The organism is Streptomyces sp. RPT161 (genome assembly GCF_027533845.1).
Taxonomy (GTDB): Bacteria; Actinomycetota; Actinomycetes; order Streptomycetales; family Streptomycetaceae; genus Streptantibioticus_A; species Streptantibioticus_A silvisoli_A.
Window position 1 is genome coordinate 627,174 of the sequence record NZ_JAPZVN010000001.1, and the last position, 22,563, is coordinate 649,736.

Annotated in this window: 23 protein-coding genes; 16 read left to right on the plus strand and 7 right to left on the minus strand. The window is 70.9% G+C overall.

The features are described from left to right. The first annotated feature begins 83 nt into the window (after positions 1-83). From O5O46_RS02815 to O5O46_RS02825, 3 genes are all read left to right on the plus strand, one after another. Positions 84-1,682, plus strand: coding sequence for an acyl-CoA carboxylase subunit beta (locus tag O5O46_RS02815; RefSeq protein ID WP_269853572.1), 1,599 nt, complete (start codon positions 84-86; stop codon positions 1,680-1,682). Between the two features lie 24 nt (positions 1,683-1,706). Next, the gene (locus tag O5O46_RS02820) at positions 1,707-1,916 is read left to right on the plus strand and encodes an acyl-CoA carboxylase subunit epsilon (protein ID WP_269853903.1); all 210 of its coding nucleotides are present in this window, start codon (positions 1,707-1,709) and stop codon (positions 1,914-1,916) included. Between the two features lie 61 nt (positions 1,917-1,977). Further along, positions 1,978-2,577: a nucleoside triphosphate pyrophosphatase gene (locus O5O46_RS02825; protein WP_269853573.1), complete on the plus strand. Its 600-nt coding sequence runs from the start codon at positions 1,978-1,980 to the stop codon at positions 2,575-2,577. Here O5O46_RS02825 and O5O46_RS02830 read toward each other — a convergent pair. Beyond that, on the minus strand, positions 2,558-3,007 hold the full coding sequence (locus O5O46_RS02830) for a hypothetical protein (protein WP_269853574.1): 450 nt from the start codon (positions 3,005-3,007) through the stop codon (positions 2,558-2,560). The two genes, O5O46_RS02825 and O5O46_RS02830, sit on opposite strands and share 20 nt — an antisense overlap. 423 nt (positions 3,008-3,430) lie before the next feature. Here O5O46_RS02830 and O5O46_RS02835 point away from each other — a divergent pair, with 423 nt between their 5' ends. After that, on the plus strand, positions 3,431-5,203 hold the full coding sequence (locus O5O46_RS02835) for an acetyl/propionyl/methylcrotonyl-CoA carboxylase subunit alpha (RefSeq protein WP_269853575.1): 1,773 nt from the start codon (positions 3,431-3,433) through the stop codon (positions 5,201-5,203). A gap of 122 nt (positions 5,204-5,325) precedes the next feature. Further along, the gene (locus O5O46_RS02840) at positions 5,326-5,892 is read left to right on the plus strand and encodes a TetR/AcrR family transcriptional regulator (protein ID WP_269853576.1); all 567 of its coding nucleotides are present in this window, start codon (positions 5,326-5,328) and stop codon (positions 5,890-5,892) included. Position 5,893: 1 nt separating this feature from the next. On the opposite strand, the gene O5O46_RS02845 is transcribed toward O5O46_RS02840, so the two are convergent. Both O5O46_RS02845 and O5O46_RS02850 read right to left on the minus strand, forming a co-directional pair. Then, entirely contained in the window at positions 5,894-6,820 is a 927-nt protein-coding gene (locus O5O46_RS02845; protein WP_391858290.1) for a DeoR/GlpR family DNA-binding transcription regulator, read from the minus strand. A 175-nt stretch (positions 6,821-6,995) separates the two neighbouring features. After that, complete coding sequence (locus tag O5O46_RS02850; protein ID WP_269853578.1) at positions 6,996-8,441, minus strand: NAD(P)H-quinone dehydrogenase; 1,446 nt, start codon at positions 8,439-8,441, stop codon at positions 6,996-6,998. Between the two features lie 108 nt (positions 8,442-8,549). Between O5O46_RS02850 and O5O46_RS02855 the strand changes: the two genes are divergently transcribed. The 3 genes from O5O46_RS02855 (at position 8,550) to O5O46_RS02865 (ending at position 11,712) form a co-directional block, all read left to right on the plus strand. Next, complete coding sequence (locus O5O46_RS02855) at positions 8,550-8,987, plus strand: gamma-glutamylcyclotransferase (RefSeq protein WP_269853579.1); 438 nt, start codon at positions 8,550-8,552, stop codon at positions 8,985-8,987. A gap of 221 nt (positions 8,988-9,208) precedes the next feature. Then, on the plus strand, positions 9,209-10,024 hold the full coding sequence (locus tag O5O46_RS02860) for a purine-nucleoside phosphorylase (protein ID WP_269853580.1): 816 nt from the start codon (positions 9,209-9,211) through the stop codon (positions 10,022-10,024). Positions 10,025-10,044: 20 nt separating this feature from the next. Next, positions 10,045-11,712: a phospho-sugar mutase gene (locus tag O5O46_RS02865; protein WP_269853581.1), complete on the plus strand. Its 1,668-nt coding sequence runs from the start codon at positions 10,045-10,047 to the stop codon at positions 11,710-11,712. 501 nt (positions 11,713-12,213) lie between these two features. Here O5O46_RS02865 and O5O46_RS02870 read toward each other — a convergent pair. Continuing rightward, positions 12,214-12,831: a PH domain-containing protein gene (locus tag O5O46_RS02870; RefSeq protein WP_269853582.1), complete on the minus strand. Its 618-nt coding sequence runs from the start codon at positions 12,829-12,831 to the stop codon at positions 12,214-12,216. Between the two features lie 286 nt (positions 12,832-13,117). Here O5O46_RS02870 and deoC point away from each other — a divergent pair, with 286 nt between their 5' ends. From deoC to O5O46_RS02885, 3 genes are read left to right on the plus strand one after another with little or no spacing between them, the layout of a single operon-like run. Beyond that, positions 13,118-14,059 carry a deoxyribose-phosphate aldolase gene (gene deoC / locus O5O46_RS02875; RefSeq protein ID WP_269853904.1) on the plus strand — a complete coding sequence of 314 codons (942 nt, stop codon included), beginning with the start codon at positions 13,118-13,120 and terminating at the stop codon, positions 14,057-14,059. 5 nt (positions 14,060-14,064) lie between these two features. Then, the gene (locus O5O46_RS02880) at positions 14,065-15,495 is read left to right on the plus strand and encodes an aldehyde dehydrogenase family protein (protein ID WP_269853583.1); all 1,431 of its coding nucleotides are present in this window, start codon (positions 14,065-14,067) and stop codon (positions 15,493-15,495) included. After that, on the plus strand, positions 15,488-16,351 hold the full coding sequence (locus tag O5O46_RS02885) for an aldehyde dehydrogenase family protein (RefSeq protein ID WP_269853584.1): 864 nt from the start codon (positions 15,488-15,490) through the stop codon (positions 16,349-16,351). Before O5O46_RS02880 ends, O5O46_RS02885 begins: the two co-directional genes overlap by 8 nt. Before the next feature lie 36 nt (positions 16,352-16,387). On the opposite strand, the gene O5O46_RS02890 is transcribed toward O5O46_RS02885, so the two are convergent. Further along, positions 16,388-16,756 (minus strand): hypothetical protein, encoded by a 369-nt coding sequence (locus tag O5O46_RS02890; protein WP_269853585.1) that lies wholly within the window; start codon positions 16,754-16,756, stop codon positions 16,388-16,390. A 128-nt stretch (positions 16,757-16,884) separates the two neighbouring features. Here O5O46_RS02890 and O5O46_RS02895 point away from each other — a divergent pair, with 128 nt between their 5' ends. Further along, positions 16,885-17,559 (plus strand): uridine kinase family protein, encoded by a 675-nt coding sequence (locus O5O46_RS02895; protein ID WP_443072360.1) that lies wholly within the window; start codon positions 16,885-16,887, stop codon positions 17,557-17,559. 65 nt (positions 17,560-17,624) lie between these two features. Here O5O46_RS02895 and O5O46_RS02900 read toward each other — a convergent pair whose 3' ends face one another. Next, a complete protein-coding gene (locus O5O46_RS02900) occupies positions 17,625-18,395 on the minus strand; it encodes a SigE family RNA polymerase sigma factor (protein ID WP_269853586.1) in 771 nt (256 codons plus the stop codon). Between the two features lie 204 nt (positions 18,396-18,599). Between O5O46_RS02900 and O5O46_RS02905 the strand changes: the two genes are divergently transcribed. The 4 genes from O5O46_RS02905 to O5O46_RS02920 all read left to right on the plus strand — a co-directional run bounded on the left by O5O46_RS02905 (position 18,600) and on the right by O5O46_RS02920 (position 22,095). Further along, positions 18,600-19,277, plus strand: a complete 678-nt coding sequence (locus O5O46_RS02905; RefSeq protein WP_269853587.1) for a response regulator transcription factor — start codon at positions 18,600-18,602, stop codon at positions 19,275-19,277. A gap of 31 nt (positions 19,278-19,308) precedes the next feature. Continuing rightward, complete coding sequence (locus O5O46_RS02910) at positions 19,309-20,886, plus strand: sensor histidine kinase (protein WP_269853588.1); 1,578 nt, start codon at positions 19,309-19,311, stop codon at positions 20,884-20,886. Next, positions 20,883-21,476, plus strand: coding sequence for a hypothetical protein (locus O5O46_RS02915; protein WP_269853589.1), 594 nt, complete (start codon positions 20,883-20,885; stop codon positions 21,474-21,476). The genes O5O46_RS02910 and O5O46_RS02915 overlap by 4 nt, the downstream gene beginning before the upstream one ends. 76 nt (positions 21,477-21,552) lie before the next feature. After that, positions 21,553-22,095, plus strand: coding sequence for a VanZ family protein (locus tag O5O46_RS02920; RefSeq protein WP_443072361.1), 543 nt, complete (start codon positions 21,553-21,555; stop codon positions 22,093-22,095). Between the two features lie 82 nt (positions 22,096-22,177). On the opposite strand, the gene O5O46_RS02925 is transcribed toward O5O46_RS02920, so the two are convergent. Then, positions 22,178-22,507, minus strand: coding sequence for a hypothetical protein (locus tag O5O46_RS02925; RefSeq protein ID WP_269853590.1), 330 nt, complete (start codon positions 22,505-22,507; stop codon positions 22,178-22,180). Positions 22,508-22,563: the final 56 nt, after the last annotated feature.

A 22,563-nucleotide genomic window follows, 5' to 3' on the forward strand; every position in this document is an offset into this window, starting at 1 on the left:
CTACGACAGCGTTACCCGCCAGTCACCTGTGCCCGTACGAACCCTTCGACGAGACACCGACGAGAGCAGGAGAGCCGCCTGAGATGGCCGAGCCGGAGAACGCCCCGGAATCCGGGGTAAGCAGTCACACCACCGCTGGCAAGTTGGCGGACCTGCGCCGTCGCATTGAGCAGGCCACCCACGCGGGCTCCGAGCGGGCGGTGGAGAAGCAGCACGCCAAGGGCAAGCTGACCGCGCGTGAGCGGGTCACCATGCTGCTGGACGAAGGCTCGTTCGTGGAGTTGGACGAGTTCGCCCGGCACCGCTCCACCAACTTCGGACTGGAGAAGAACCGTCCGTACGGCGACGGTGTGGTCACCGGTTACGGCACCGTGGACGGCCGTCCGGTGGCGGTGTTCTCCCAGGACTTCACGGTCTTCGGCGGTGCGCTCGGCGAGGTGTTCGGCGAGAAGATCGTCAAGGTGATGGACTTCGCGCTGAAGACCGGCTGCCCGGTCATCGGCATCAACGACTCCGGCGGCGCACGCATCCAGGAGGGCGTGGCCTCGCTGGGCATGTACGGCGAGATCTTCCGGCGCAACACCCATGCGTCGGGCGTGATTCCGCAGATCTCGCTGATCATGGGGCCGTGCGCGGGCGGTGCGGTGTACTCGCCCGCGATCACCGACTTCGTGGTGATGGTCGACCAGACCTCGCACATGTTCATCACCGGGCCCGACGTCATCAAGACGGTCACCGGAGAGGACGTCGGCTTCGAGGAGTTGGGCGGCGCCCGCAGCCACAGCACCAAGTCCGGCAACGCGCACCACATGGCGGCCGACGAGAAGGACGCCATCGAGTTCGTCAAGGCGCTGCTGGCGTACCTGCCGAGCAACAACCTCCAGGAACCGCCGGCGTTCGCCGAGGAGGCCGACCTGACGGTCACCGACGCGGACCTGGAGCTGGACACGCTGATCCCGGACTCCGCCAACCAGCCGTACGACATGCACACGGTCTTCGAGCACGTGCTGGACGACGGCGAGTTCCTGGAGACGCAGGCGCTGTTCGCGCCGAACATCCTCACCGGCTTCGGGCGGGTCGAGGGCCATCCGGTCGGGGTGGTGGGCAACCAGCCGATGCAGTTCGCCGGTTGCCTGGACATCGACGCCTCCGAGAAGGCGGCGCGCTTCGTCCGCACCTGCGACAGCTTCAACATCCCGGTGCTGACCTTCGTGGACGTGCCCGGCTTCCTGCCCGGTACCGACCAGGAGTGGAACGGCATCATCCGGCGCGGCGCCAAGCTGATCTTCGCGTACGCGGAGGCGACGGTCCCGCTGATCACGGTGATCACGCGCAAGGCGTACGGCGGCGCTTACGACGTCATGGGCTCCAAGCACCTCGGCGCGGACCTCAACCTGGCGTGGCCCACCGCCCAGATCGCGGTGATGGGCGCCCAGGGCGCGGTCAACATCCTGCACCGGCGCAGCCTGGCGGAGGCCGCCGACCCGGACGCGCTGCGCCAGGACTTGATCACCGAGTACGAGGACACGCTGCTCAACCCGTACATCGCGGCCGAGCGCGGTTATGTGGACGCGGTCATCCCGCCGTCCGAGACCCGCGGCCACATCGTCAAGGCGCTGCGGACGCTGCGCAACAAGCGCGAGAGCCTGCCGCCCAAGAAGCACGGCAACATCCCGCTGTAACTTCCGCCGCGAGAAGGGCCGTTGATCGTGATCAAGGTCGTAAGGGGCAATCCGACCCCCGAGGAGCTGGCCGCCGCGCTGGCGGTGGTACAGGCGCGCGCGGCGGCCGTCCCAGGCGGGACGGGCGGCGCGCGCCCGCTGAACGCCTGGGCCGACCCGGCGCGCAACATCACGCTGCGCCGAATGCCGCGGCCAGGCCCGACGGCCTGGCGCAGCACGTACTGGCCGGCCTGACCGCGGGGCCGCCGCCGGGGCCGGTCCCAGGGCCGGTCCCGGGCTGACTACCCTGATGCCCATGACCCCTGCGCGTCCCCTCGTCCTCGCCTCCGCCTCCCCCGCCCGCCTGGGCCTGCTCAAGCAGGCCGGGCTGGACCCGAAGGTCGTGGTCAGCGGGGTCGACGAGGACGCCATCAGCGCGCCGACCCCGGGCGAACTGGCCCGGGTGCTGGCCGAGGCCAAGGCGGCCGCGGTGGCGGACGGGCTGACCGGCGGCGAACTCGTCGTCGGCTGCGACTCGGTGCTGGACCTCGACGGCCGCGCGCTGGGCAAGCCGCTGGACGCCGCCGACGCCATGGCCCGCTGGCAGGCCATGCGTGGCCGCACCGGCGTGCTGCGCACCGGGCACTGCGTGATCGACACCGCGAGCGGCAGGCAGGTCAGCGAGACGGCCTCAACGACCGTACGGTTCGGCTCGCCGGACGACGCAGAGATCGAGGCGTACGTGGCCAGCGGCGAACCGCTCTATGTGGCGGGCGCGTTCACCCTGGACGGCCGCTCGGCCCCGTTCATCGAGGGCATCGACGGCGACCCGGGCAATGTGATCGGCCTCTCGCTGCCGCTGCTGCGGCGGCTGCTGTCCCAACTGGGCGTTCGCATCACGGACTTGTGGGGCTAGCGGTTCCACCGCCCTCTGGTGCCGCGCCGTTTCGCGGCGCACCCAGCTCGGCGTAGAGCACGAGTGTCGCCACCACCAGCCCGAGCGTCACCATCATCGCGACGAACGCCAGCCACCCGACCATCCCCACCACGGCCGCGCCGAGCACGCAGTGCAGCACCGCGCAGACCACCAGCGCGATCCGGGCGAACCGTCCGGGCGAGCGGTCGACGATCGCCGCCCGCACCGCTATCGCCGCACAGCAGAGCAGGAACAGCGCGAAGGCCGCCCCCGCGGCGAACGCCCCGGTCGACATGGCGCCGGGCGCCAGCCCGCCGAGCGACATGCTTTGACGTTTCACCGCCAACCCGAGCACGAGGTTGACGAACGCGATGACGACCGCCTCGATGACCAGCACGCCCGCCGCGACCGCCGCCACCGGTCTGCGCATCCTCCCCCACCTCCCCAAGGGCGCCGGGTTCGAGCCCTTCGCCCCACTCGTTACCGCCGGTATCGACGAAACCGACGCTACTAACGGGTAATGGTCCGGACAAGAGTCGTGCGCTAGGGGGTCTCAGGGGCTGCGCCGCCGTCAGCCTGGCGTGCGCCAACACCCGGCAAACTTTCCGCCCCGGAGTCGTGGAGTTCCCACAAAGAAATCGCGCCACATCCCATGTCCCGGCGCATCGCGCCAACCCTGCCACAGGGCCGGTGATCAGTGGCGAAACACGGGCGTACCTTGGTGCGACAAGGGTCAAAGCGTCCTCCGGGAACGTGGCACCACCCTGCGTGTGGGCAAGGTCACCCATAGGGGTGGCTCGGCACGACGTGTCGGCAGTCCCTAAACTCACCTTGTTTCAAGGAGGGAGCCATCGTGCGTAAGGTGCTGATCGCGAACCGCGGTGAAATCGCCGTTCGTGTCGCTCGTGCTTGCCAGGACGCCGGTATCGCCAGCGTGGCCGTCTACGCGGACCCGGACCGGGACGCGCTGCACGTGCGCACGGCCGACGAGGCCTACGCACTCGGCGGCGACACGCCCGCCACCAGTTACCTGGACATCGCCAAGGTACTCAAGGCCGCCGCCGACTCCGGCGCGGACGCCGTCCACCCCGGATACGGCTTCCTGTCCGAGAACGCCGAGTTCGCCCAGGCCGTCCTGGACGCCGGACTGATCTGGATCGGCCCGCCGCCCCAGGCTATCCGCGACCTCGGCGACAAGGTCGCCGCCCGGCACATCGCCCAACGCGCCGGAGCACCCCTGGTCGCCGGCACCCCCGACCCCGTCAACGGCGCAGACGAGGTCGTCGAGTTCGCCCAGCAGCACGGCCTGCCCATCGCGATCAAGGCCGCCTTCGGCGGTGGCGGACGCGGCCTGAAGGTCGCCCGCACCCTCGAAGAAGTCCCCGAACTCTACGAATCCGCCGTCCGCGAGGCCGTGGCCGCCTTCGGCCGCGGAGAATGCTTCGTCGAGCGCTACCTCGACCGCCCCCGCCACGTCGAAACCCAGTGCCTGGCCGACACCCACGGCAACGTCGTGGTGGTCTCCACCCGCGACTGCTCCCTGCAGCGCCGCCACCAGAAACTGGTCGAGGAAGCCCCGGCACCGTTCCTGACCCCCGAGCAGAACGCCGAGCTGTACCGCGCTTCCAAGGCCATCTTGAAGGAGGCCGGCTACGTCGGCGCCGGAACGTGTGAGTTCCTCGTCGGCCAGGACGGCACCATCTCCTTCCTGGAGGTCAACACCCGCCTGCAGGTCGAACACCCGGTCACCGAAGAAGTCACCGGCATCGACCTGGTCCGCGAGATGTTCCGCATCGCCGACGGCGAGGAACTGGGCTACGACGACCCGCCCCTGCGCGGTCACGCCTTCGAGTTCCGCATCAACGGCGAGGACCCCGGCCGCAACTTCCTGCCCGCCCCCGGCACCGTCACCCGCTTCAGCCCGCCCGCCGGCCCCGGCGTGCGCCTGGACGCCGGAGTCGAGACCGGCAGCGTCATCGGCCCCGCCTGGGACTCCCTGCTCGCCAAACTCATCATCACCGGCGCCACCCGCAAGCAGGCCCTGCAGCGCGCCAGGCGAGCGCTGGCCGAGTTCGACGTCGAGGGCATGGCCACCGCCATCCCCTTCCACCGCGCCGTGGTCACCGACCCCGCCTTCGCCCCCGAACTCACCGACTCCACCGACCCCTTCACCGTCCACACCCGGTGGATCGAAACCGAGTTCGCCAACACCATCCCGCCGTTCACCGGCGCGGCCACGGACGAGGAAGAAACCGACAACGCCCGCGAAACCGTGGTCGTCGAGGTCGGCGGCAAGCGCCTGGAAGTGACACTTCCGGCATCGCTGGGCGTCACCACCGCCGCCGCTCCGGCGGGCGCGAAGAAGGCACCGCGCCGCAAGGCCACCAAGAAGTCCGGTCCGGCCGCCTCCGGCGACGCCCTGGCCTCGCCGATGCAGGGCACCATCGTCAAGGTCGCGGTCGAGGAGGGCCAGGAGGTCAACGAGGGCGACCTGATCGTGGTGTTGGAAGCGATGAAGATGGAACAGCCCATCAACGCCCACCGCTCCGGCACCGTCAAGTCCCTCACCGCCGAGGTCGGCTCCTCCCTCTCCTCCGGCGCCGTCATCTGCGAGATCAAGGACTGAACCCGCCAACAGCCGATGGCCCGACCGACGCACGCGTCGGCCGGGCCATCGTTGTTCGTGGGGAGAATGCGATTCTGGAAGCAGGAGAGTCGGGGGCGGAAGCGGTACGGAAGGGTCGGGCAATGGCGAAGCCGATGCGGGCCGACGCGCGGCGCAACTACGAGCGCCTGGTGACGGAGGCCAAGACCGCGTTCCTTGAGCAGGGCACCAACGCCTCGCTGGAGGACATCGCACGCCGCGCCCGAGTGGGCATCGGCACCCTGTACCGCCACTTCCCCTGCCGTATCGCCCTGATCGACGCGGTGTACCAGGAGGAAGTGGACAAGCTGGTCGCCTACGCCGCCGAACTCGGCGACGCCGACGATCCTTTCGAGGGTCTGGCCGAGTGGCTGCGGGCGGTGCTGCGGCACGCCAGCACGTACCGCGGTCTGGCCGCCGCGCTGATGGAGTCGGACCACGCGCGCGGTGCGGGCGCCACGATGACCGCGTGCAAGGTCCCGATGCGCGAGGCGGGCGGCGAACTGCTGGCACGGGCCCAACAGGCCGGGCTGGTACGCGAGGACGCGAACATACCCGACCTGTTGCAGCTCACCCATGTCATCGGCCTGGCCGCGGAGAAGACCCCCGACGACCCGGAGATCGCCGAACGGCTCCTCACGCTCACGCTGTACGGGCTACGTGCGAACTGAACTACCTTCTGCGCGGGGCGAGATCGGCGACCCGGCCCGCGGTCGACTGCTCCGGTGGCAGCGGGGCGCTGCGCAGGGTCGCCCCCGGCTGGCCGCCGCCCGGCCGGACATGCCGGCGCGGGCCCGGCACCGGAACGTCTCTTCGGGTCCGCCCGCCGCTCGCCTCACCCCCGTCCGAGGGTGAAACGGAAGCGACAGTGATGCGCACACCGCAGTCAGCGAGCGCCTGTAGTTCGGTCGCCGCGCGGTCATCGCCCATCGGGGGCTCGTCGGTGACCAGATGGGTTATGACATCGGACGGCACGGTCTGGAACATGGTGTCCGTGCCGAGCTTGCTGTGATCGGCCAGCACCACGACCTCGGCGGCGGCCTGCACCAGGGCGCGGTCCACGCTGGCGGAGAGCATGTTGGAGGTGGACAGACCGCGCTCCGCGGTCAGCCCGCTGCCGGACAGGAACGCCCTGGTCACCCGTAGCCCCTGGAGTGACTGTTCGGCGCCGCTGCCGACGAGTGCGTAGTTCGAGCCGCGCAACGTGCCACCGGTCATGACGACCTCGACCCGGTTGGCGTGTGCCAACGCCTGTGCGACCAGTAGGGAGTTGGTGACCACGGTGAGGCCGGGAATGCGCGCGAGCCGACGGGCCAGCTCCTGCGTGGTGGTCCCGGCACCCACGACGATGGCCTCGCCCTCCTCGACGAGACCAGCCGCGAGATCGGCGATCGCCGTCTTCTCCGCGGTCGCTAGATGGGTTTTCTGCGGAAAGCCGGATTCCCTGGTGAAACCGCCCGGCAACACGGCACCGCCGTGCCGGCGGTCGAGCAGTCCTTCGGCCTCAAGCGCCCGCACGTCCCGCCGTACGGTCACTTCGGAGGTCTGGACGACGCGGGCGAGTTCACGGAGCGAGACCGCCCCGTTCGCTCGCACCATTTCGAGGATCAACTGACGACGTTCTGCTGCGAACACGAAACTGACAGTAATGCCAACAGGCGTCTAGTTTCAGCAGTTTGCACCAATTAACAGAAGTTGTTCATGTGCGCGCCGTGCGAGTGCTATAGGAACCAGGGGCGCGGGCGCACTACCTTCGGTGACCGTGCGTCGGTTGCTACGCGTTGGTCGTCTTGCGGTTGTGCAACTGCCTGGCGACCTCCGCGAGCGAACCCGACAGCGACGGGTAGACCGTGAAGGCGTTGGCGATCTGCTCGACCGTGAGGTTGTTGTCGACCGCGATCGAGATCGGGTGGATCAGTTCGCTGGCACGCGGGGAAACCACCACACCACCGACCACGATGCCGGTGCCCGGACGGCAGAACAGCTTCACGAAACCGTCCCTGATGCCCTGCATCTTCGCCCGCGGGTTGCGCAGCAGCGGCAGCTTCACCATCCGCGCGTCGATGACGCCGTTGTCCACGTCCGCCTGGCTGTAGCCGACGGTGGCGATCTCCGGGTCGGTGAACACGTTCGCCGACACCGTCTTCAGGTTCAGCGGGGCGACCGCGTCACCGAGGAAGTGGTACATCGCGATCCGGCCCTGCATCGCCGCCACCGACGCCAGCGCCAGCACACCGGTGCAGTCACCGGCCGCGTACACACCGGGCGCCGTGGTACGGGAGACCTTGTCGGTCCAGATGTGGCCGGACTCCTTGAGCTTGACCCCGGCCTCCTCAAGGCCGATCCCGGCGGTGTTCGGTATCGAGCCGACCGCCATCAGACAGTGCGTACCGGTGATCACCCGGCCGTCGGCCAGCGTCACCTCGACCCGGTCGCCGACCCGCTTGGCGGCGGCGGCCCGGGAGCGGGCCATCACGTTCATGCCGCGCCGCCGGAAGACGTCCTCCAGCACGGCGGCGGCGTCCGGGTCCTCACCGGGCAGCACCCGGTCGCGCGACGAGACCAGGGTCACCTTCGAGCCCAGCGCCTGGTAGGCACCGGCGAACTCGGCGCCGGTCACCCCGGACCCGACCACGATGAGCTCCTCGGGCAGCTCGTCGAGGTCGTAGACCTGCGTCCAGTTCAGGATCCGCTCGCCGTCCGGCAGGGCGTCCGGGATCTCCCTCGGGTGCGCGCCGGTGGCGATCAGTACGGCGTCGGCGGTCAGCGTCTCGGTGGATCCGTCGGCGGCGGTCACCGTGACGGTACGCGAGCCGTCCGCCGCCTGCTGCGGCTCCAGTCGGCCCCGGCCGCGCAGCACCCGGGCGCCGGCGCGGGTCACGGAGGCGGTGATGTCGTGCGACTGGGCCAGCGCCAGGCGCTTCACCCGGCGGTTGACCTTGCCCAGGTCGACCCCGACGACCCGGGCGGACTGCTCGATGGCGGGCGTGTCGTCCGCCACGATGATGCCGAGCTCCTCGTAGGAAGAGTCAAAGGTCGTCATGACCTCGGCTGTGGCGATCAGCGTCTTCGACGGTACGCAGTCGGTGAGCACCGACGCTCCGCCCAGACCGTCGCAGTCAACGACGGTCACCTCCGCGCCCAGTTGGGCCGCGACCAGCGCCGCCTCGTATCCGCCGGGTCCGCCACCGATGATCACGATCCGAGTCACGTGCTCCATTGTCCCGCACCCGGGCCGTTCTTCTCTCCTCGGGGCCGCTCTCCGGGGTCAGGACCGATCTGGATCTTGCGTACCCGGCTGAGAGCCGGTTCCCGTACCCTTGCCGCCATGTCGCTCTACGCCGCCTACGCCGGGAACCTCGATGCGCGACTGATGACCCGCCGCGCACCCCATTCGCCGCTGCGCGGCACGGGCTGGCTCAACGGCTGGCGGCTGACGTTCGGCGGCGAGCAGATGGGGTGGGAGGGCGCGCTGGCGACGCTGGTCGAAGACCCCCTGCACCAGGTTTTCGTAGGTCTCTACGACATCGCGTCCATCGACGAGGAGTCGATGGACCGATGGGAGGGCCTGCCGCTGGGCATCTACCGTCGTACGACGGTACGGGTGCACACGTTGGACGGGGACGTCGCGGCGTGGGTCTACGTGCTGAACGACTACGAGGGCGGGCTGCCCTCGGCCCGGTATCTCGGCGAGATCGCCGACGCGGCGGAGTCCTGCGGGGCGCCCCACGACTACGTCATGGAACTGCGCAAGCGCCCCTGCTAGCGGCGCACCAACGATTCCGCCCGCCACCCAGCAGTCGGCGAACCCCCACCCCCGCACCCGCGGCGCAGCCGCGCCCCCCAACCCGCACCCGCTCGCCACGATCAGGCAAAGGCCAACGGCGAACGGGCGGGCGGCTTGGCCGTAAACCCGAAAACCAGCGTGAGCGGAAACGTGATGAAATGCATCTACGCGCGTAGCCATACGCGCGCTACCCTCTCCGCGTGAACGCAACCGCAAATCTCCCCACCGACCCGTACGCCGCCGCAAGCGAGGCGGCGACCCGTCTGCGCGAGCTGACCGGCGCCGAGACCCACGACGTCGCGCTCGTCATGGGCTCCGGCTGGGTCCCGGCCGCCGACGCCCTCGGCGACCCCGAGCACGAGTTCTCCGTCACCGAGCTCCCCGGCTTCCCCCCGCCGGCCGTCGCCGGCCACGCGGGCAAGATCCGTTCCGTCCGGATCGGCGAGAAGCGCGCCCTGGTCTTCCTGGGCCGCACCCACCTGTACGAGGGCCGCGGCGTGGCCCCCGTCGTGCACGGCGTCCGTACCGCCGTGGCCGCGGGCTGCAAGACCGTCGTGCTGACCAACGGCTGCGGAGGCCTGCGCCCCACGTTCAAGCCGGGCGAAGCCGTCCTGATCAGCGACCACATCAACATGACGGCGACCTCGCCGATCGTGGGCGCCAACTTCGTGGACCTCACCGACCTGTACTCGCCGCGGCTGCGCGCGCTGTGCAAGGAGGTCGACGCGACGCTGACCGAGGGCGTCTACGTGCAGCTGCCCGGCCCGCACTACGAGACCCCGGCCGAGATCGGCATGGTCCGGGCGATCGGCGGCGACCTGGTGGGTATGTCGACCACGCTGGAGGCGATCGCCGCCCGTGAGGCGGGCGCCGAGGTGCTGGGCATCTCGCTGGTGACCAACCTCGCCGCGGGCATGACCGGCGAGCCGCTCAACCACGAAGAGGTCCTGGAAGCCGGCCGCGACTCCGCCACCCGGATGGGCAGCCTCCTCGCCCAGGTGCTCGGCCGCATCTAACTCACCGCAAGGAGCCGCAGATGGCAATGGACACGCTGACCCGGGCTCGCGCCTGGCTGGCCGAGGACCCCGATCCGGAGACCCGGGCCGAGCTGGCCGCGCTGATCGACGCCGGTACGCCGGAGGCGGAGGCGGAGATCGCCGAGCGCTTCTCCGGGACCCTCCAGTTCGGCACCGCCGGACTCCGGGGCGAGCTGGGCGCGGGACCGATGCGGATGAACCGCGCCGTGGTGATCCGTGCGGCGGCGGGCCTGGCCGCGTACCTCAGGTCGCAGGGCCACGCCGACGGCCTGGTGGTGATCGGGTACGACGCCCGCCACAAGTCATACGACTTCGCGCGGGACACCGCGGCCGTGGTGACCGGTGCCGGACTGCGTGCCGCCCTGCTGCCGCGGTCGCTGCCCACGCCGGTACTGGCTTTCGCCATCCGGGAGTTGGGCGCGGCGGCCGGTGTGATGGTGACCGCCAGTCACAACCCGCCGCGGGACAACGGCTACAAGGTCTACCTCGGTGACGGCTCGCAGATCGTGCCGCCCGCGGACGCCGGGATCGCCGCGCAGATCGCCGCGATCGGCGCGCTGGCCGAGGTGCCGCTGGCCGACGGCGGCTGGCGGACGCTGGACGACGGAATCGTCGAGGCGTACCTCACCCGCGCCGGGACCGTGGTCGCCCCGGGCGGCCCGCGCGATGTCTCCGTCGTGTACACGCCGATGCACGGCGTCGGCGCCGACGTGCTGACCGCCGCGTTCGCGCGGACCGGTTTCCCGGCCCCGGCGGTCGTACCGCAGCAGGCGCAGCCCGATCCGGACTTCCCGACGGTGGCCTTCCCCAACCCGGAGGAGCCGGGGGCGATGGACCTGTCGTTCGCGCACGCCCGTGCCGAGCGCCCGGACATCGTGATCGCCAACGACCCGGACGCGGACCGCTGCGCGGTGGCCGTACCGGACGCCGCCGCGGCGAGTGGCTGGCGGATGCTGCGCGGTGACGAGGTGGGCGCCCTGCTCGCCGAGCACCTGGTGCGCAGGGGCGCGAAGGGCACGCTGGCGGCCTCGATCGTGTCGTCCTCGCTGCTGTCGCGGATCGCCGCGGCGGCCGGGCTGCCGTACCAGGACACCCTCACGGGATTCAAGTGGATCGCCCGGGTGCCCGGTCTGCGGTACGGGTACGAGGAGGCGCTCGGCTACTGCGTCGACCCCGAGGGCGTACGGGACAAGGACGGCATCACGGCGGCGCTGCTCGTCGCCGAGCTGGCGGCCGGTCTGAAGGCTGACGGCCGCACCCTCAGCGACCTGCTGGACGAACTCGCCGTCCGGCACGGGCTGCACGCCACCGACCAGTTGTCGGTGCGGGTCGCCGATCTGACGCTGATCGCCGACGCGATGCGGCGGCTGCGCGAGCAGCCGCCCTCGCAGCTGGCCGGTCTCGCCGTCACCTCGGCGGAGGACCTGAGCCAGGGCAGCGACCAGCTGCCGCCGACCGACGGCCTGCGCTACCACCTCGCGGGCGACGGGACGGTCTCTGCGGCACGGGTCATCGTCCGGCCGAGCGGCACCGAGCCGAAGCTGAAGTGCTACCTGGAGGCGGTTGTCCCGGTGGCCGGGCTCGATGCGCTGGCGTCCGCGCGGGGCGCCGCCAGCGAGGTGCTGGCGGCGCTCAAGAAGGATCTGTCGGCCGCGGCCGGTATCTGACGGTTCGCCTGGTGGGCGGGCGGGTTTCCGCCCGCCCGCCCGTTTGCCCGTCGGCCTTCGCGCACCGTCGCGCACGGTCTCCTTCCGTGAATCGCCGAGCTGCGGCCGGGCGGGAGCGAGAGCCCCGAAGGGGCAAGCGCAAATGCAAACGCACCCCCTGCCCGCCTTTGGGGGCCGTCGCAGCGCGGAAACCGGCGGAAGGGGACGTGCCGGGGTGTCCCCGCAGTGTGGCGATCGAACTTCCCGGAAAGTTCCGGTTCGGGCGCAGGGAGCCACCCGAGGAGTCACCCCGGCGCGTCCCCGACCCACCGACGACAGAGCGCGACGGCACCCAAAGGCCGACGGCAAACGGGTGGGTGGGCGGGCGTACCGCCTAAAAAACACGCACTCGCAGCGCAGTAGCACCGCAACACCCACGCCACCGTACGCAACAACGAGCAAGCCGAACGGCAAACCGGTGGGCGGCCGGGAACCACCCCAAAAGCCAGTCTGAGCGGCAGCTCAGCCAGTAGCCAGCAGCACCACGAGAGCGATGCCGCCGACGACCGCGGGCGCGATGATCTCGTACGCCCAGCGGACGCTGATCTCGCCCTTGGCGGCCTCGCCCCCCGCGTGCCGCTCGGCGAGTTCCCGCAGGTCGTCCACGGCCTGGTCGGCGGGGGCGCGCAGGGGTGCGTCGGGGCGCAGGCGCAGGGCGCGCGGGCCGCGGCCGAAGGGGTCCTCGGCGGTCGCCCGGGCGGCCTGGCGGGCGGCGCGCTTACGGGCGCGCAGCGAGACGGGGACCGACCAGAGCTGGAACTTCCGCCCACCGGCGAGGACTTCGCTGGAGTAACCGGAGCGGACGGCCTCCACCGCCGCCCACGGGATGGTGATGGAGCGGAACGGATTGCGCACCAGCATCCGCGAGTCGCTCGCATAGACCACCGGGCGGATGGTGAAGGCGATCACCAACGGCGCGGCGAGCAGCAGTGCGGCCAGCGCCAGCCAGGGCGTCCGGCCGGTGCCGTGCGCCACCGCGTCGCCGACCAGCCATCCGCCGATCGCGAGCAGCAGCACTCCCCCGGCAATGCCCATCGGTGACCGGAACGCCCGGTCGGCGTACTTCTGCTCGCTCGTCATGTGGACGATTCTGCACGACGGGAGCGGTTTTTCCGACGGCTCCCCGACGTGAACTTGCCCTCCGGGAGCGGGGCCCGGGACACGGCCCCATCCGGGATGCGTTACGTTCACCGCTGCACCGCCCGTGGGCGCTTCGCGCCCGGCCGGGGCCTGCGTCGCGCACGGTCGTCGCCCCCGAGGGCTAGTCAAGCGCTACGCGCGTAGATATGCTCTGCTGGTGACCATGCAGACCCCCGGGCACCTCACGCCCGCATACAGCCCGCAGGCCGCGGAGCGGCTGGCGTCGATGGCCGACGTCACCGCGTCCGACGCAGCGCTGCGCCGGTTCCTGCACGGGCTGCCCGGCGTCGACGCGGTCGGCCTCGAAGGCCGTGCCGCCACGCTCGGCACCCGTTCGATCAAGACCACGGCGAAGGCGTACGCCATCGACCTGGCGATCTCGATGATCGACCTGACGACCCTGGAAGGCGCCGACACCCCGGGCAAGGTCCGGGCGCTGTGCGCCAAGGGCGTCAACCCCGACCCGACCGACCGTACGGCCCCCAAGGTCGCCGCGATCTGCGTCTACCCGGACATGGTGAAGACCGCCAAGGAGGCGCTCGACGGCTCGGGCATCCACGTGGCGTCGGTCGCCACCGCCTTCCCGGCCGGGCGCGCCGCCTTGCCGGTGAAGCTGGCCGACACCGCCGACGCGGTGGCCGCGGGCGCGGACGAGATCGACATGGTCATCGACCGCGGCGCCTTCCTGTCCGGCCGCTACCTTCAGGTCTTCGAGGAGATCAAGGCGGTCAAGGCGGCCTGCGCCCGTCCCGACGGTACCGCCGCGCATCTCAAGGTGATCTTCGAGAACGGCGAGTTGGCGACCTACGACAACATCCGCCGGGTCTCCTGGCTGTCGATGCTCGCGGGCGCCGACTTCATCAAGACCTCCACCGGCAAGGTCGCGGTCAACGCCACCCCGCCGAACACCCTGCTGATGCTGGAGGCGGTACGGGACTTCCGCGACGCCACCGGCGTACAGGTCGGCGTGAAGCCCGCGGGCGGCATCCGCACCACCAAGGACGCCATCAAGTACCTGGTGATGGTGAACGAGACGCTGGGCGCGGAGTGGCTGACCCCGGAGTGGTTCCGCTTCGGCGCCTCCAGCCTGCTGAACGACCTGCTGATGCAGCGTCAGAAGCTGAGCACCGGCCGGTACTCCGGTCCCGACTACGTGACGGTGGACTGATCAACATGGCTTTCGAGTACGCACCGGCGCCCGAGTCGCGGTCTGTTGTCGACATCGCGCCGTCCTACGGGCTGTTCGTCGACGGCGAGTTCCGCCCCGCGGAGGACGGCAAGGTCTTCAAGACCGTCTCACCGTCCAGCGAGGAGGTCCTCTCCGAGGTCGCTCAGGCCGGTCAGTCGGATGTGGACGCGGCGGTCAGGGCCGCCCGCAAGGCGTTCGAGAAGTGGTCGGCGCTGCCGGGTGCCGAGCGCGCCAAGTACCTGTTCCGGATCGCCCGGATCATCCAGGAGCGCTCGCGTGAGCTGGCGGTGCTGGAGTCGCTGGACAACGGCAAGCCGATCCGCGAGTCGCGGGACGCCGATCTGCCGCTGGTCGCCGCGCACTTCTTCTACTACGCGGGCTGGGCGGACAAGCTCGGCCACGCGGGCTTCGGTTCCGACCCCAAGCCGCTGGGCGTGGCCGGTCAGGTCATCCCGTGGAACTTCCCGCTGCTGATGCTGGCGTGGAAGATCGCCCCCGCGCTGGCCTGCGGCAACACGGTGGTGCTCAAGCCCGCCGAGACCACACCGCTGTCGGCGCTGTTCTTCGCGGACATCTGCCGCCAGGCGGGGCTGCCCAAGGGTGTCGTCAACATCCTCACCGGTGACGGGAGTACGGGCGCCGCGCTGGTCGCCCACCCGGACGTCAACAAGGTGGCGTTCACCGGCTCCACGGAGGTCGGCAAGGCGATCGCCCGTACCGTCGCGGGCACCGAGAAGAAGCTGACGCTGGAACTCGGCGGCAAGGCGGCGAACATCGTCTTCGAGGACGCGCCGATCGACCAGGCCGTCGAGGGCATCGTCAACGGCATCTTCTTCAACCAGGGGCACGTCTGCTGCGCCGGTTCCCGGCTGCTGGTCCAGGAGTCCGTCCAGGACGAGCTGCTGGAGGCGCTCAAGCGCCGCATGTCGACGCTGCGGGTCGGTGATCCGCTGGACAAGAACACCGACATCGGCGCGATCAACTCCGCCGAGCAGCTGGCCCGCATCAAGTCCCTGGCGGACAGCGGCGAGGCCGAGGGCGCGGAGCGCTGGGCACCGCGGTGCGAACTGCCGTCCACCGGCTACTGGTTCGCGCCGACGCTGTTCACCGGCGTCACCCAGGCACACCGGATCGCCCGCGAGGAGATCTTCGGCCCGGTGCTGTCGGTGCTGACCTTCCGTACTCCGGCGGAGGCGGTGGAGAAGGCCAACAACACCCCGTACGGACTGTCGGCGGGCATCTGGACGGAGAAGGGATCCCGCATCCTGTGGATGGCCGACAAGCTGCGCGCCGGCGTGGTGTGGGCCAACACGTTCAACAAGTTCGACCCGACCTCGCCGTTCGGCGGCTACAAGGAGTCGGGCTTCGGTCGCGAGGGCGGCCGTCACGGTCTGGAGGCGTACCTCAATGTCTGAGTCAAGGTTGGGCGTCTTCAAGACCTACAAGCTGTTCGTCGGGGGCAAGTTCCCCCGGTCCGAGAGCGGGCGGGTGTACGAGGTGACGGACCCCAAGGGCAACTGGCTGGCCAACGCCCCGCTGGCGTCCCGCAAGGACGCCCGGGACGCGGTGGTCGCCGCACGCAAGGCGTTCGGCGGCTGGTCGGGGGCGACCGCGTACAACCGCGGCCAGATCCTCTACCGGATCGCCGAGATGCTGGAGGGCCGTCGCGAGCAGTTCGTCCGCGAGGTGGCCGAGGCCGAGGGGCTGTCCAGGTCGAAGGCGGCGGCCGTGGTGGACGCGGCGGTCGACCGCTGGGTCTGGTACGCGGGCTGGACCGACAAGATCGGTCAGATCGCGGGCGCCGCAAACCCGGTCGCGGGGCCGTACTTCAACCTCTCCACCACCGAACCGACCGGTGTGGTGGCCGTGTTGGCGCCGCAGGAGTCCTCGTTCCTCGGGCTGGTCTCGGTGCTGGCACCGGTGATCGCGACCGGTAACACGGCCGTGGTGGTGACCTCGGAGAGGTCTCCGCTGCCCGCACTGTCGCTGGGCGAGGTGCTGGCCACCTCGGACCTGCCCGGTGGTGTGGTCAACGTGCTGTCCGGCAAGGCGGCCGAGATGGGCCCGCACCTGGCCGCGCACGGCGATGTCAACGCGATCGACCTGACGGGCGCGGACGCGGAGTTGGCGACCGCGTTGGAGACGGCCGCCGCCGACAACCTCAAGCGGGTGCTGCGGCCGCGTGACGAGGACTGGTCGGCCGAGCCCGGCACCGACCGGCTGCTGGCGTTCCTGGAGACCAAGACCGTCTGGCATCCGATCGGGGTGTGACCCTCGTTGGTCCTGCCGGGGGGCGGCCGTTCGCGGTCAGCCCCCCGGCAGGATTTTGGTGATCGGGCCGACCAGCGGGAGTTGGGACAGCGAGTCGCCGTCGGAGAAGGGCTTGGTCAGCGCCTTGGTGCTGATCGGCTTGAAGTCGGCGATCTGGGTGCCCACGGTGTTGGTCAGCGGGTCGACGGTGGTCTTCGCCAGCGGGTACAGCTGGAGGCGCTTGACCGGGCCCACCGAACTGTCCAGGCCCTGCAACGTGCCGCTCACCACGTCCGCGCCGCCCGGCAGGTGCAGTTCGCTGCGGGCCGAGGCGGCGCCCGCGCTGGCCGCCAGGGCCCCCGCGGCGGTGGACAGGGCGACCGCGGTACGGAGCAGCGCGCGGCCTGCTGGGATACGGAACGACATGGCGACCTACCTGACTTACCCGACATCAAGGGCATTGACCTACAAACCTGTAAACACCCAGCGTAGTTGATTCATTACGCACGGTCCACCAGCGCTTCCGCGCGTCGTATGCCTCACACTGGTGTCCCGTGACTGCCTCCAACCCGTCGCCCGCCTCCGCCCTCGATCGAGGCGCTTCGCGCCCGGCGCCCTCTCCCTCCTCCCGGGTCGTGTTGCTGGCCGGGCCCTCCGGTTCCGGAAAGAGTTCGCTCGCCGCCCGTACCGGGCTTCCGGTGCTGAACCTCGACGACTTCTACAAGGAGGGCGACGACCCAACTCTGCCCGCCCTGCCGGGTGGTGGCGGTACGGACTGGGACTCGCCGCTGTCCTGGGACGCGGACGCGGCGGTCGCCGCGATCGAGACGGCGGCGCGCGGCGGTACCGCGGTGGTTCCGGTGTACTCCATCGCCACCAGCTCGATCGTCGGCATGACCGAGTTCGAACTGGGCGGCGCGCCGGTGTTCGTCGCCGAGGGGATCTTCGCTGCCGAGATCGTCGAGCGCTGCCGCGCGGCCGGGGTGCTGGGTGACGCGGTGTGCCTGAGCGGGCGTCCGCTGGTCACCGCCTGGCGGCGGTTCCGGCGGGATCTGCGCGAGGGACGCAAGTCGGTCCCGTATCTGCTCCGCAGGGGTTGGCGGTTGATGCGGGCGGAGCACGAGGTCGTCGCGCGGCAGACCGCGCTGAAGGCGGTGCCCTGCGGGCAGGGTGAGGCGCTCGGGCGGATCCTGGCCGCCGCGGGCGCGCGGGAACCGGTGCGGGCGTAACGCCCGAAGGGGCGGGACCTCGCGGTCCCGCCCCTTCGGCCCCCGTTCCCCGTTTTCCCCCAGTCTCAGGCGACGAGTTCGTCGAACGCCTCGGCCTCGTCGCGGCCCTGGGCCAGCACCTCGTCGTCGCGCAGCCGGCGCAGCGAGCGCCAGATGCTGCTCTTGACGGTGCCGACGCTGATGCCGAGGATCTCGGCGATCTCCGGGTCGGTGCGGCCCTCGTAGTACCGCAGCACCAGCATGGTGCGCTGCTGCTCGGGCAGCTTGGCGAGCGCCTGCCACAGCACGGCGCGCAGTTCGGTGCCGCGCATCGCGTCGCACTCACCGATGGTCTCGGGGAGTTCCTCGGTCGGGTACTCGTTCAGCTTGCGCCGCCGCCAGGCGCTGATGTGCAGGTTGGTCATGGTGCGGCGCAGGTAGCCGCCGAGCGCCGCCTTGTCGCTGATCCGGTCCCAGGCACGGTAGGTCGAGAACAGCGCGCTCTGCAGCAGGTCCTCCGCCTCGTGCCGGTCGCCGGTCAGGTGGTAGGCGGTCGCGTACAGGGAGGCGCGGCGCTCGGCGACGTAGGCGGTGAAGTCCGCCTCGCTGACCGCCTTCCGCGCGCTCGCCGCCTCCCCGTACGCGGTGTTGGCGGCAGCCCCCGCGGCCCCGCCGTCGATCGCGCTCAGGTAGGGCACCCGCTGGCGCACCATCGCCGAGCCGACCGTGTTGCGCCCGGTGCCGCGTGCGCACCCCCGCCCGCTTGCGGCACCGGACAGTCCTTCGCTGTTCCACTGGGCGGTGTGCGGACGCGGCCGCACGATCGCGGCGGAGGTGGTGGTGTGCATTGCGCTCATCTCGTGCCCCCGTGAGTGGAACCGGTCAGGTCTGGATTTCGTGGTAGTCCCCAGCGGGGCTTCCCGCTGTTGACCACAACTCTGGCGGACCACTTTCATGAGCCTGTCCGTCGAGTGTCACAGCACTGTCACAGCGCTCCGCGACCTTGCTTCGCCCACTGGGGTGTACGCGGTGGCACCCTCCGGTGCGACACAATGGCCTGCGTGCCCTTCCTGTTGCTTATCGAGGACGACGACGCCATCCGTACGGGCCTCGAACTGGCCCTATCCCGGCAGGGCCACCGCGTGGTGGCCGCCGCGACCGGCGAGGAGGGTCTGGAACGGCTGCGCGAGCAGCGTCCCGACCTGATCGTGCTGGACGTGATGCTGCCGGGTATCGACGGGTTCGAGGTGTGCCGTCGGATCCGCCGCACCGACCAGTTGCCGATCATCCTGCTCACCGCGCGCAGCGACGACATCGACGTGGTGGTCGGCCTGGAGTCGGGTGCCGACGACTATGTGGTCAAGCCGATCCAGCCGCGGGTGCTGGACGCCCGGATCCGCGCGGTGCTGCGGCGCGGCGAACGGGACAGCACGGACTCGGCGGCGTTCGGCTCGATCGTCATCGACCGGTCCGCGATGACGGTGACCAAGGACGGCCAGGACCTCCAGCTGACCCCGACCGAGCTGCGGCTGCTGCTTGAGCTGAGCCGCCGCCCCGGGCAGGCGCTGTCCCGGCAGCAGTTGCTGCGGCTGGTGTGGGAGCACGACTACCTGGGCGACTCCCGGCTGGTTGACGCGTGCGTCCAGCGGCTGCGCGCCAAGGTGGAGGACGTCCCGTCGTCCCCGAAGCTGATCCGTACCGTGCGTGGTGTCGGCTATCGGTTGGACCCGCCGCAGTGAGGACGGACGTACGGGCGATAGCGAGGCCGCGGTGAAGCTCAGGGCCGCTGTGTCCCGACTGCGGTTCGGCAGCCTGCGGTTGCGCCTGGTCGCGGTGTTCGCGGCGGTGGCGCTGACCGCCGCGGTCTCCGTCTCCGGCATCGCGTACTGGCTGAACCGGGACGCGGTGCTCACACGGGCGCAGAACGCGGCGCTCAACGACTTCCGCGCGTCGATGACCCGCAACGTGGGTTCGCTGCCGGTGAATCCACCGTGCGACGAGTTGCAGGAGGCCGCCAACCGCATGGCGGCGAGCACGCAGAGCTACCAGGTGCTGCTGATCGCCAAGGACGGCGGGGGCAACGAGTGCGCGGCCACCTCGGACCGCGACGTGTTCACCCTGGACCAGGTACCGGCCGCGTTGCAGAAGGCGGTGAACAACCCCCGGCCGCTGAAGGGCGGCAACGAGGCCGCGTACCACCTGTACTGGCAGCGGACCGCGCCCGGCGGGCGGCCGTTCCTGGTCGGTGGCGCGAAGATGATGGGCAACGGCCCGACCGGCTACATGTACAAGTCGCTGGACGCCGAGCGCTCCGACCTCAACTCGCTCGCCTGGTCGCTGGGCATCGCCACCGCGCTCGCGCTGATCGGCGCCGCGCTGCTCGCCCAGGCCGCCGCCTCCACGGTGCTGCGGCCGGTACAGCGGCTCGGGGACGCGGCGCGCAGGCTCGGCGAGGGGCGTCTGGACACCCGGCTGCGGGTCTCCGGCACCGATGAACTCGCCGAACTGTCAAGGACGTTCAACAGCGCGGCGGAGGCGTTGCAGCGCCGGGTCGAGGAGTTGAGCGGCCGGGAGGAGGCGTCCCGCAGGTTCGTCGCCGACATGTCGCACGAGCTGCGCACTCCGCTGACCGCGATCACCGCCGTGACCGAGGTGCTTGAGGAGGAGGCGGACGCCCTCGACCCGATGATCGAGCCGGCGGTACGGCTGGTGGTCACCGAGACCCGGCGGCTGGGCGACCTGGTGGAGAACCTGATGGAGGTCACCCGCTTCGACGCGGGCACCGCCAAGCTGCGCGCCGACGAGGTGGACGTCGCCGACATGGTGACCGCCTGCATCGACACCCGCGCCTGGCTGGACGCGGTCGAGCTGGACGCGCCGCGCGGCATCGTGGTCCGCCTCGATCCCCGGCGTCTCGACGTCATCCTGGCCAACCTGATCGGCAACGCGCTGAAGCACGGCGGCTCTCCGGTGCGCGTCACGGTGCGCACCGAGGACGGCACCGCGGCGCGCGGCGCCTCCGTTGAGGCCGGTGGCGGCCGACGGGCGGAACTGGTCGTGGAGGTGGCGGACAATGGACCGGGCATTCCGGAGGATGTCCTTCCGCATGTCTTCGACCGCTTCTACAAGGCGGACGCCTCCCGGGCGCGTTCGGAGGGCAGCGGGCTCGGTCTGTCCATCGCCATGGAGAACGCGCACATCCACGGCGGCACCATCACCGCGGCCAACCGGCCGGAGGGTGGCGCCGTGTTCACGCTACGACTGCCGATCCCGCCCGCGGAACACCATGACTCCGGCGATCCGTGTGACCACGGCGAGCCGAACGAGCCGGAGGAGGGGCGGAGTTGACGTCGCCAAGGCGGCTGCTGGGCGCGGGACTGGTGCTGGCGCTGGCCCTCGGTACGGCGGGGTGCGGGATCCGCGCCACCTCGGTGCCGGTCGACGCGGGCGCCGCGCCGACCCGGGTCTCCTGCGACCAGCCGCGCACCGCGCCGAGCCAGGCGCCGGGCAGGGTGGCCGTGGACGTCTACCTGGTGTGCAGCCAACGGGTCTCACCGGTGCGGCGGATCGTGTCCGACCAGCACCAGGACCGGCTCGGCACGGCCCGGACGCTGCTGACGGAGTTGCAGCACAAGCCCGACCAGGCCGAGGAGAAGGGCGGCTTCGCCTCCGAGGTGCCGGGCGGACTGACGGTGAGCGGGCCGCTCCCCGGGGATCCGGCGGAGGCCCTGCGGCTGAACCAGGACCCCGACGACCTGCCGTCCTTCGCGGTGGGCCAGCTGGTGTGCACCTTCGCCGGGACCGCGGCGGGCGCCGCGGACCGCTCCGTGGTGCTCGGCGGGCCGGACAGGAGCACCCCGGCACTGCGCTACCGCTGTGACGACGCGCTGCGCACCCGCCCGGACGCCGGGGCGACCGAGGGCACCAGGGCCTCTTGACCCGAGTGCGACATGACGTAGGTCTCGTCCGGCGGGACCAAGGAACCGCCGCAGGTCACATAGCGTCATTCCCGGCGTGCAGCGAGATGAGCGGCAGCCACTGACCCTGACCTGGGCGCGACCCCTGGGCGCGGTCCTGACCGCGGTGTATCTGGCGGTGGTCTGCTGGCTCACCCTGCGACCGATGTCGGCGACCTGGATGGCGGCGGGCAGCTTCACCCCGCTGCACACCATTCGGGCGGACCTCGCCCTCGGCCCCGCGGCGGCGCTACGGAACATCGGCGGCGGGCTGTCGCTGCTGGCGCCGCTCGGTGTGCTGCTGCCGCTGGCCGGTGGGCGGTTGGACGTACCCCCGGCGGTCTCCTTCGCCCGTACCGTCTTCACCGGGCTGATGCTCTCGTTCGGCATCGAGGCGGTGCGCACCTGGATGGCCGGTCAAGTGCTGGACGTGGACGCGCTGTTGCTCAACACGGCCGGGGTGGCGCTGGCCCATCTGCTGGTGGTGCCCGCCGCGCGGGCGGCACTGCGCAGGCGCGGCCACCGGCGGCACGAGCGCCGACCGGAGCGTGAGCCGCAGAGCAGGACGCCCGCGATGTCCGGGCTCAGCGCCACCCGGTAACCCGCGCCGGGCGTGCGAACGGGCCGTGTCCCGGGGGTAGAACACGGCCCGCTCCGGTCCGACGCCCGAAGGAGGATGGGCGTCAGTGGCCGACGGCACCCACCGCGTCGGTGACCGAGGAGATGGGCAGGGTGCCCGGCTTCAGCCCGCCGAGCAGGCCGTTGCCGTCCGGACCGGACAGGCCCCGCAGCACGCCCTGGGCCGACTCGACCGTGGTGCCCACGCCGGGCAGCAGGTTGGTGGCCTGCTGGACCGGGAGCTTCTGGGTCAGGCCGTCCAGCGCGGTGGCCGGGTTGACGGCCGGGAGCGCCGACGGGGCGACGTCCGCGGCGCTCGCGGTGCCGGCAGCGGCGGCGGCGAAGGCCACACCGAGCGCTGCGGCACCGAGGGTCCTGATGGTTCCGTTCTTCATCGTTTCAAATCCTCTGGTGGCTTGTGGCGGCCCGACGGCAGCGTGACCACGCCGGG